This is a genomic window from Tannerella sp. (assembly GCF_030528505.1).
Taxonomy (GTDB): domain Bacteria; phylum Bacteroidota; class Bacteroidia; order Bacteroidales; family Tannerellaceae; genus Tannerella.
On the sequence record NZ_JAUMYS010000091.1, the window covers coordinates 1 to 10,782 of the forward strand.

7 protein-coding genes are annotated in these 10,782 nt (G+C 43.1%); all 7 read left to right on the plus strand.

Features of this window, described 5'->3' with window-relative positions; genetic code table 11:
• Positions 1 to 515: 515 nt before the first annotated feature.
• The 7 genes from Q4A89_RS11105 to Q4A89_RS11135 all read left to right on the plus strand — a co-directional run bounded on the left by Q4A89_RS11105 (position 516) and on the right by Q4A89_RS11135 (position 10,261).
• Positions 516 to 905: an HU family DNA-binding protein gene (locus tag Q4A89_RS11105; RefSeq protein ID WP_303185540.1), complete on the plus strand. Its 390-nt coding sequence runs from the start codon at positions 516 to 518 to the stop codon at positions 903 to 905.
• Between the two features lie 279 nt (positions 906 to 1,184).
• Positions 1,185 to 3,077, plus strand: coding sequence for a helix-turn-helix domain-containing protein (locus Q4A89_RS11110; RefSeq protein WP_303185542.1), 1,893 nt, complete (start codon positions 1,185 to 1,187; stop codon positions 3,075 to 3,077).
• A 212-nt stretch (positions 3,078 to 3,289) separates the two neighbouring features.
• A complete protein-coding gene (locus Q4A89_RS11115; RefSeq protein ID WP_303185543.1) occupies positions 3,290 to 3,757 on the plus strand; it encodes a hypothetical protein in 468 nt (155 codons plus the stop codon).
• A 96-nt stretch (positions 3,758 to 3,853) separates the two neighbouring features.
• The gene (locus tag Q4A89_RS11120; RefSeq protein WP_303185545.1) at positions 3,854 to 5,884 is read left to right on the plus strand and encodes a LamG-like jellyroll fold domain-containing protein; all 2,031 of its coding nucleotides are present in this window, start codon (positions 3,854 to 3,856) and stop codon (positions 5,882 to 5,884) included.
• Between the two features lie 75 nt (positions 5,885 to 5,959).
• Positions 5,960 to 6,538, plus strand: a complete 579-nt coding sequence (locus Q4A89_RS11125) for a hypothetical protein (RefSeq protein WP_303185546.1) — start codon at positions 5,960 to 5,962, stop codon at positions 6,536 to 6,538.
• Positions 6,539 to 6,730: 192 nt separating this feature from the next.
• Entirely contained in the window at positions 6,731 to 6,874 is a 144-nt protein-coding gene (locus Q4A89_RS11130) for an ogr/Delta-like zinc finger family protein (RefSeq protein WP_124751871.1), read from the plus strand.
• A gap of 192 nt (positions 6,875 to 7,066) precedes the next feature.
• A complete protein-coding gene (locus Q4A89_RS11135) occupies positions 7,067 to 10,261 on the plus strand; it encodes a leucine-rich repeat protein (protein WP_303185547.1) in 3,195 nt (1,064 codons plus the stop codon).
• Positions 10,262 to 10,782: the final 521 nt, after the last annotated feature.

Sequence of the window (10,782 nt, forward strand, 5' to 3'; positions counted from 1 at the left end):
CAAGGGCTGAAAGCCCGGATTATTTCAGCCCCATCCCGCAAGGGTGGGGGATCGATGCCCATACTTTGTTTAGAGGACTGAAAGCCTGAGATAATAGTCAGCGTTCAGCATTCAGCCATCGGATGCCGCGCGTAGGGGCGAACCTTGTGTTCGCGTGCCATAGCAACCGATTCGGCCACGGATGGTAGAGACGCAAATTATTGCGTCTCTATGGTGCGTACCATGGTTGTTTTAACCCGACGCAAAATGATTTATTCGCGTTGATTTGCGCCATTTGCGAAATTTGCGTTCGGATAATCCGACACACAAAAGGGCGAACACAGAGGTTCGCCCCTACGCAACGACCGAACGCTGACTAACCATAAAATCGTCTCTTTTTAAGAAAACACAACAGAATCGTATCCGAATTGATCAATTCGGATAAAAAAACCAAACAAAAAGGAGTGCTGTAAACATTTCTTTGCGTTCCTTTGCCGGCGATAAAACAATTGTTGAACGATTAAATTAAGTGAACCATGTCGGTAAAATACATTATCACAGAAAAGGGAAATCCGTCGAAGCCTGCGGAACCGAAAAAGTTTTATGCTACGGCCAAGGCCGATGGCGAAGTGACGTTCAGAAAACTGAGTAAAGAAATCTCGAACATTTCTACCACCGTCAGCGATACGGACGTATTAGCCGTATTGAATGTATTGGTCAAAGCACTGATCAACCATCTCTCCGAAGGACGAATCGTTCGTTTCGGCGAGTTCGGGTCCTTTCAGGTTTCGCTCTCGAGCGAAGGGGCAGTTACCCGGAAAGAATTCAATGCGTCGCTCATCCGCAACTCGAAGATCACGTTCCGACCCGGAACAAACCTGAAAGAAATGCTGGCAACGCTGAAATACGAAAAGTACGAAAAATAAAAGCATCGAAGCCGAAGGAGCAAAACGCCTATACGTTTTCGAAAAAACGCTTAGACGATTTAACCAAAACGTTTAGACGATTTCGGGAAAACGCTTAGACGTTTTTGCACCAAGGCCGGAACCCGCTCTGCAAGCGCAAAGCAAGAAACAATTAAAACAAACAACTTAAAAAAATAACGTAACATGGCAAGAGGAAAAGAATGTCCGCACTGCATAAAATGAATTAATTTTTGAACAATATGAGCAACCTCTATACGTAATCGCTAATTTTCATATTCTATGCTAACATCTATTTGTTTATTTATCAGAACGCTTCCTGTTTTTATTCGTCAGGCAATTATTTGTTTTCCAATTTTATCATTTGTAATACTTCTAATTGCTTCAGGCTGTGGACATCACCCTGATCCTCTAAATGAAAAAGAACTAAAATCTGCTTATTCACAACTGAATCGAGGCATCGTATTGTCTCGGCAAGATCCGGCCAATGCCTTACTCACATTAGACAGTGTCATACTATTGGCCGACCGGTTGGATAATGACTCTCTATTTGCAGCCGCCCTGAAAACAAAAGGAGAAGCATGTATATTTTTAGGAGAGTATGTTACATCAGATTCTTGCTTTAACGCCGTATTAGACTTAAACTTTAGGGGAAATGAACTAATACATATTGAGGTTTATACAGCATTATCAGAGCAGAAGAACTTTACCGGGAACCACCTGAAAGCTATCTTACTGGCTGACACCGCATATCTGCTCCTAAAAAAAGAAAAGCCTGAAAACGAGCACTTAATCGAATATAAACTCTCTCTAAATAAAGGACTTGCATACTTTGGATTACATAAGCACGACTCCATGCAATTGTATATGGATAAAGCGTTGGAGTTATCAAAAAACCTTGATAACAAAAACAATACAATGTTCGTATACAGCTATCTCGGTTATTTTTACTATCAACTGTCTGATTTTGCAACCGCAGAAAAATATTTACGTGACGCATATAAATTGGCCGTTGAAGCAGAAAACAATGAAGCCATATCCGCATTGTTGGTTAGTTTAAGTGGAGCAGCTATCGAACAACAAAAATTTGATGAAGGTATACAGTTCTGCAATGAAGCTCTGCGTATAGATACCGAAGAAATAAATGTAAGAAACAAGTTGACGTATATCTATAATAACAAAGCAGAAGCCTATTTTCACAAAAAAGAATTTTTGCAGGCTTTAGCTGAGGCCGACAGATCATTAGCGATTGCCGAACAGCAAAAAGATTCCATCCAAATGATCGCTGCATGTGCGATATTGAGTAAGACCTATACAAGTATAAAAAACTATAGAAAAGCACTTTACTTCTCTCATTATACATTAGACCTGATGCACCAATCAAATACGGATTGGGCCAAAAAAGAAATATTGTATAACGATATTGCCAATCTCTATAAGCAGGTTGGCGATCGAGAAAATGCAATCCGATATTTAGAAATGAGAGTGGAAGCGAAAGACTCGGCAGAGAGCAAAGAACGCTATGCTACGATTCAGGAGTTAAAAACCAAGTACGAAACAGAGCAAAAAGATCAGATAATCAAGACCTCCGGTTTACTTTTACAAACTCAGAAACAGAAGAATCGTTGGCTAATGACGATATGTATCTTTCTTCTTATATTTTTCATATCAGCATATTACCAACAAAGAAAGAAAATACAAAGTCATATTTTATTGGCTCAGCAAAACAGAAAGGTGGCAGAATTAACCGCAAAGACATTTAGTCTACATTGTGGAAACAATTATGATAATAAAAATGAGAATGGACTCTCCGAAGAAAAAAGCAACAATCTGCTACGAGAACTGCTATCTTGTATGGAAGAGGAAAAAATGTATAAGAACCCATCTCTGACACTTGATCTACTGGCAGAACATATCGGAACCAACCGAACTTATCTTTCCATATTGATCAACAGCCGTATGAAAAAAGGATTTGTAGAGTACGTTAACTTCTACCGTGTAGAAGAAGCAAAAAAACTTTTGCGCAATGGGAATAGCAAAATCGCGCAGATTGCTCTTGAAGCCGGATTCGGAAGCGCCCAAACTTTTTACACCGCATTCAAACAGTTTGAGCAACTTACGCCCAATGAATATCGTCGGGCATGTGCGTCCGAACACAAAAAAGTATCCGAATAAATCAATTCGGATAAAAATAAAGAGCCAATGATTTTTTGTAAATACATCTTGAAGTTTCTTTGCAAAGAAATAATTTGAATGGTTAAAATGGAATATAACATAAAATAAGTATCAAATAGTAAAGCATCCTGTATACAGAAAGAATAATAAAAGGGCGGAAGCCGAAAAGCCATAGAGAGTAGGCATAAATGTAATAAATAACAAATAATTGAATGATGATGAGTTTTTTTAGAACAGCAATGATGTTGACAGCCAGCCTGATTTTATTAGGTAGTTGTGGAAAAGACGAGGCCGCTTCGGGCGGAGCTAACGAGTTTACCGTAGACGGAAAGACGTATCAAATCGGCGAAACGCTTTGGATGGAGCAAATAGGTATGATTACCCATAGCGAAGATGCCAAAGAACATTTTTCCTTAACGCTTCCCGACCAGGTTGAAGTCGGTAGTTTTAAAGTAGGTACGACCAATAGCACCACCATGGTATTGGGAGGTACCCCGGGCACCGGTACGTATTGGGCAAAAAACAACAAGGTTACGGTTACAATTAGCCGAATCGGGACGACAAGCACATACGGAGCACGCAAAATCGAAGGAACTTTTAGCGGGACTTTCTCTACAGGCTCATCCTTAAAAGGAGAAGAGGTTGAAATCAAAGGAAAATTCTCGACCAAACAGCTTTAATCCGGAAAGATAGCATGAAACCATCTTCTCCGATACCTGAAAGTACCGGAGAAGGTGATCGACATAACAAAAAAGGAATCGACTAAAATAAACGACATGAAACAAAAATATCACATCCTGCTACTCTTCGCCGCCATACTGCTGAACAGCTGTGAGAAAAAAGAATTTACGGCCGAAGAAAGAGAGAAGCAACAAATGGAAGCCATCGTCAAAGTACACAAAACGATTGCTCCCGTAGCCGATGAGGCGCTACTGTCCGATAATCCGGTCGAAGAACTGAAGAAGGTCGCAGATCAGTTTAAGGGCAATCCCGAAATAGAAACAATTGAGTTCGAAACCGATAAGCTCGCGCTCAAATACAAAAATGGCGGATGGGTGTTTTGGTATATTAACCCTTGGGCCGATGTGGACGAAAATCTCGCCCCTCGCTCACTCCAACAAGAAGAGGAACAAGGCAGTATAGCATCTGTTAAGCTCCTCTCAAGAGAAAAAAGTGTATACCCTAAGTGTCTAATTATTCACCAACAAGCCAATGACGAGAATCGTATAGACAACACTACAGACTTAAGAGCTTTTGTCAAATCATGCATTTATAATGGGATAAATATAACGCTGCTTGAATCGGATAATTTCACCAGAAACTTTATTAAAAAACATTTTAACGAATATGACGGTATCTTTATTTCGAGTCATGGAACATATGATCAAAAGAGTAAAACGACTTGGACGGTGACAGGCGAAGAAATAAACGATTCCAATAATTTATTGTTCCAAAACGACCGAAAGTCTTTCAAAGACTGGAAAGACTTGAAACTTGCAAGTTTTATTATTGATGAAAAAAGAAATGGAAAAAAGAGAGAAAACACATACGTGGCAATATCCCAATATTTCTTCAAGAATTTCAAAGAGGACTTCTTTCCACATTCGTTGCTCTATATAGGAACATGTGAGGGGATGAAAGACCCTAAAAATGAACTAGGGGAGATACTACATTCAAAAGGCGTTAGTTTATCAATTGGATACTCTGACGCAGTAAACGGAAGAATAGACATAATCAATATTAGCAATTTAGTAATCGGATTTATAAATGGTCTTAGCTACAGGCAAATATATCCTGGATTAATATCAGAACATTCAATTAAAAATTCACCCAATAATCGCCTCGTCTCCTATCCTTCCGACACTGATTTCCGTTTTCAGATTTTAAGATTAGCCAAGCAGGACACAACGATCGCGATCGTTGAAAAAAGTAGGAAAAAGATACCCATCCTATCGGCCGGTAGCGGCGATTACAGCATCTCCAGCAGTAATCCGCAGGTGGCAACGGCAACCATCGAAAAAGATAACGTAACGGTGACGGCACTAAAACCGGGTAAAACAACCATTACCGCCACCGATCATAAAACGAAAATCACGGCGTCGTTCCATCTGCTTGTTCAATCGAAAGCGACTCATCAGACCATTAACGAGGGGCTTGTAGCGTATTACCCATTTAGTGGAAATGCTAATGATGAAAGTGGAAATAACAATCACGGCATTGTAAAAAACGCAGTATTATGTCCTGATAGAAAGGGGAATCCTAAAGGGGCATATCTATTCGGAGGATTAGCAAAGCCTGCATATATTTTGATAAAAAATTCCAATTCTCTAAAGTTTGAGAATGAGTGTTCCATCTCTCTATTTGTCAAACCAATAAGCTGGTATGGAATGGACGGATGGGGGCGCTCTACCAATAACGGAGCAGCACATACTTTGTTTGCTAAATCTCATGATAGAAGAGGATTTGCATTAGAATATATCGGAAACTCCAACGAAATACGCACACATTTTGCAACATATGAAGCCTGGGCACAAAAAATCGATGTTGGAGTGCTGAAAGGTGATCTGCTGAATAAATGGGTGCACATCGTCTATGCTATAGGGAAAAATCAAGTTAAAGTATATATCAATGGGCAATTAAAATCGGCAAGCAATGCTATTCCCGACTTTTCTATAATAAACAGACAAGATATTTATTTAGGAAAATTTTCGGATCATTGGTTCCCTTTAAACGGAGTGTTGGATGATGTACGAATTTATAATCGTGCGCTTACCGAAAACGAAGTGTTGCAATTGTATCATGAATAAAAAATAACACAACGAATATAAGGGAATGCCGAAGCCCTGTCCAAGTAGGCACAATTAAAAACAAACATTTTTTTTATGGCAAAACGATTTTTTTTAACTCTAATCTGTATGGGTTCTTTTTGGAATGTCATCCATGCGCAGGACGTTTTTTCAAAAGGTCAAAACAATTTGAACCTGGGAGTCGTAGTCGGTAATCTTCTGGACGGAGATGAAATTGACGGTATTCCTACCCTTACGCTTTCTTATGAGCGATGCATCATCGATGGTCTGATTAACGGCAAGGCTTCGGTAGGTGTAGGAGCATATGCTTCTTTCATAACCGACTCTAACGAGGAAGGTTATGGGCCTTATAAGTTCAAATACAGGTGGAATGATTGGGTTGTAGGTACACGAGGAGCCTTTCACTATCAGTTCGTAAAAAGATTAGATACGTATGCCGGCTTAATGCTGGGGGTAAATATAGCTACAACATCGGTTACCAGTAAAAATAAAGAGATTGATTCGGACTTAATCCCTGAAACGAAGCCGACATATCATTTCGCCCATTCCGAATTTATTGGCGCACGCTATTATTTTTCCGATAAGTTAGCGGCATTTGCCGAAACAGGCTACCGTTTATCGGCTTTTCACATGGGAGTTTCTTTTAAATTTTGATTCATCCTTTAAAAAAAAATGAACCACAGGCGCCAAGGAAGCTTTTGGGTTGATAATGGAAGTACTCTCTGCTGGAGAACATACGTTGATACTTAAAAGCGGAGTATACATCATACAAGTCTACAAGCAGACAAAAAAGCAATTGTGTAATAATTAAAAAAAGAGTTTGATAACTTAAAAAAATAACGTAACATGGCAAGAGGAAAAGAATGTCCGCACTGCGGGGCGTATATGTATGCGGTATCGGAAAAAGAGGAACCGCGCGGCACGTATGTGGTATATGTGTGTCGCAACAACCGTTGCGGTCATACGGAAAAAGTTTTTGAGGAGAAATAGTATAAGGCCGAAAGAAACGATGCACCTTCGACGACGATCATTTAATTAAATATTTCTTTCATTATCATGCAGTAAAGAGAAAAACTCATTTTCTCATCTTCGCCTTTGCGGTGCCATACGAGGTGCCGCAAAGGCCGAAGAAAAACAGAACACATTTTTAAAACTTTAGTCAAACATAAAACATTAAAAAGTATGAAACTGAAAATTTTTACCTTTGTAACAGGGCTATTGATTGCCCTTTGCGCGCAGGCGCAGACAAGCGGCCAGACCGGGCCGCTTACGTGGAGCTACGATGCCGGCACCAAAACCCTTTCCATCACCGGAACAGGGGACATGCCGGATTATTCTAACGCTTCTCCTCAACCATGGAAGGCTTACCGTTCCGAAATACAAACCGTAACGATCGGGGAGGGCGTTACTAAAATTGGAGTCGAGGCTTTTATTAACTGTTCAAAACTACAGAGCATTACCATTCCTTCCAGTGTTACTACGATCGGAAACGTCGCTTTTGTAGCTTGCCAGAACCTGCTAAGTATTACGATCCCAGCCAATGTCAACGTAATCGGAGAAAATACTTTTGTTGGATCGGGCTTAACAGCCATTCACGTTGACCAGAACAATGCGACTTTCACCGCGGAGGACGGTGTACTCTACAATAAGTCGAAGACTGCGTTGATTTGTTATCCTGCCGGGAAAACAACCCCAACCTTTACCATTTCGGCTTCAGTTTCTACAATCGGAAGCTATGCTTTTGACGGATGCACGAATTTGAAGGAAATTACCGTAATGTGGGATACTCCACTTCCCGTAGTTCCAAGTATCTTTAGCGGAGTTCCGCTTTCCGCCGCCACCTTAAAAGTACCGGCCGGTAAAGTAGCCGATTATCAAGCCGCTCCGGTTTGGCAAAATTTCGGGACGATTACGGATGGAACAGCCGTAACCGGCACAGCCGGGCCGCTTACGTGGAGTTATGATGCCGGCACCAAAACCCTTTCCATCACCGGAACAGGAGCCATACCTGACTATGACGCCCTCATCGTCTCACCATGGAGAATGTACGGAAACGAAATTCAAACCGTAACAATCGGAAATGGCGTTACTAAAATCGGAAACGATGCCCTTGGAGGCCTTGGGGTGATGCAGAGCATTACGATTCCTGCCAGCGTTACTGAAATTGGAGACGCGGCCTTTGCGGGTTGCGAGGCCTTGCAAAGCATTACGATTCCGGCAAGTGTTACTACAATTGGAAACAGAGCTTTTTGGCGTTGCGAAGCTTTGCAAAGCATTACGATCCCTTCCAGTGTTACTACAATCGGAGAGAGAGCTTTTGCGTATTGCGAAGCTCTGCAGAGCATTACGATTCCGGCAGGTGTTACGACGATTGGATACGGAGTATTTAACATATGTCCGGCTTTGACAGCCATTAACGTCGATCCGGCTAATACCCATTACGAATCAGAAAACGGTGTGCTTTATAATAAAGGAAAGACAGAATTGATCCGTTACCCCGAAGGGAAACAGGGCACTGTTTTTACCGTCCCTGACGGCGTTACGAAAATTGGAGATGGGGCCTTTTATGTATGTCAAGCATTACAAAACATTATACTCCCCACGGGGCTTACTGCGATCGACAACTCTGCTTTTAGTTATTGCAATACTTTGCACAGCATTACGATCCCAGCTAAAGTTAACACGATCGGAGGCGACTGTTTTAATTGTTGGGCCTTGACAGCCATCAATGTCGATCCGGCTAATACCCATTACGAATCAGAAAACGGCGTGCTTTATAATAAAGGAAAGACAGAATTGATCCGTTACCCCCAAGGGAAACCGGGCACCGCCTTTACTGTCCCTGACGGCGTTACGACAATCGGAGCTGGAGCTTTTAAAAATTGCACTATTTTACAAACTATTACACTCCCCACAGGGCTTACTGCGATCGGACATTCGGCTTTTGTCAGTTGCACGGCATTACAAAAGATTACGATCTCTGCCGGTGTCACTGCAATTGGCTGGTATGCCTTTGGACATTGCGAGAACCTGAAAGAGGTAACCGTTCAATGGAACAACCCACTTTCTGTGGATCCAGATATCTTTGAGGGCGTTCCGCTTTCCGCCGCCACCTTAAAAGTACCGGCCGGAAAGAAGGCGCTTTATCAAGCGGCTCCGGATTGGAAAGATTTCGGGACGATTACGGAAAGTCCGGTCACGCCCGGAACGGCCGAGTTAACGGTTACACCCGAAACGGCCCGCATGATGCAGGTAGCCGACGATCTGTATCTTTCAATCCAATCGAATACCGACTGGACGGCCACTTCGTCCGAGGAATGGCTCACCTTGTCGCCATCGTCAGGAACAAAGAACGGCACCGTAAAGGCCACGACAACGACAAACAACGACTCGCAGGATCGTACGGCCACGGTAACCGTTAAGGCGGGTAATCAGACGCGGACGGTCACCATCACGCAAAAAGGCCGGAAAGCGCCCTCCTCCGTCGATCTGAACATAAGTGAAGTGCAGCTGATGGTGGGAGCGCAGATTCAGCTGAGCGACACGGTACGTCCCTGGAACGAAGACGTAGACCGGGAGGTCATCTGGTCGTCTTCGAACACACGCGTAGCCACGGTCGATGACACCGGACTGGTAAGGGCCGTAGGCGAAGGAGAGGCTGTAATTACCGTTCAGACGGAAATCGGCGGATTCAAGGCAACGTGTAACGTAACGGTCAGCAAGCAGGACGCGATCGTGATTCCCCCGCCTCCGGCTTTGCCCGTGCCCGATACGGATAAAAAGAACGTCGTGACGCTCTCTTTAACCGTTCCTACCGATCAGGGCTTTACGCTTTCGTTCGTGCTGAATCTGCCCAAAGGCCTTGTACTGGATCAGGAGAAAACGAAACTGGCAGAGTCGCTTATCGAGCAGTATACGTTAACGATCACTCCCGAAGGAAACGGTTGGAAGTTCGAAATCAAACCGAATATGCTCCGTAAGGCTGCCGATCAGTTCGTTGTCAGGGAAATGGTTCATGTTGCGTACACGGCTGATCCGTCTGTTGAAAAAGGGAATTACGATGCGCAGATCAAGAAGCTCCACCTTACGTTTACCGACGGTTCTACCCTCGCTAAAAACGAAATTCCCTTCAAGATCACGGTACATACGACGACAAGTAATGAACTCATCGAGGCGAACAGGCAGGTGTGGACTGCCGGCGGGCGGCTTTATGTGACGTCTCCTGTAAGGGAAACGGTCGAAGTTTATACGTTCGGAGGCAAACTGGTCTTCCGTACGGTAAAACCAGCGGGTGAAGCGGTGTACGATCTGGTTATGCCGGAAGGTGCAGCCATCGTCAGAGGGTCATCGGGCTGGATTAAGAAAGTAAAAAAATAGTCTCGTAAACCTACCAATAAATGGATTAACTCCGAAGAGGTTGTCTTGAATGTTCGCACATTCAGGCAGCCTCTTTCTTTATGCTTGTTGTTACTTTTGGCTTGACCCAAAAGTAATCAAAAGGTCAAGGCTTCGTGCGCTTCACACGTCTTCGCTGCGCTCGCAGGGCGGAAAATCAGAGAACTCGCTGCGCTTTGGACAGCCTGATTTTCTTTCGCCCTGCTCCCTGCTCAGACGGATCACCGCCTGAGGCCGAGGGAGGGAAGCAATGGTTAATGGTTAATTGTTATTCAGCGGTCAGCCATCAGTATTCAGCGTTCAGCTTTAACCACAAGTTTATGACAAGTTGCACTAAATTAATTGTTAATGGTCATTCAGCAGTCAGCGGTCAGCGTTCGGTATGCCGCGTAGGAGGGTGTGTCAAAATGCAATATTTGGGCACACCCTCTTCAGGTGTGTAAGAATAGGTAAAAAGCAAGGCGCTAAGGATGAGGGTGAGGGAGCATACTAAGGTATGTGAC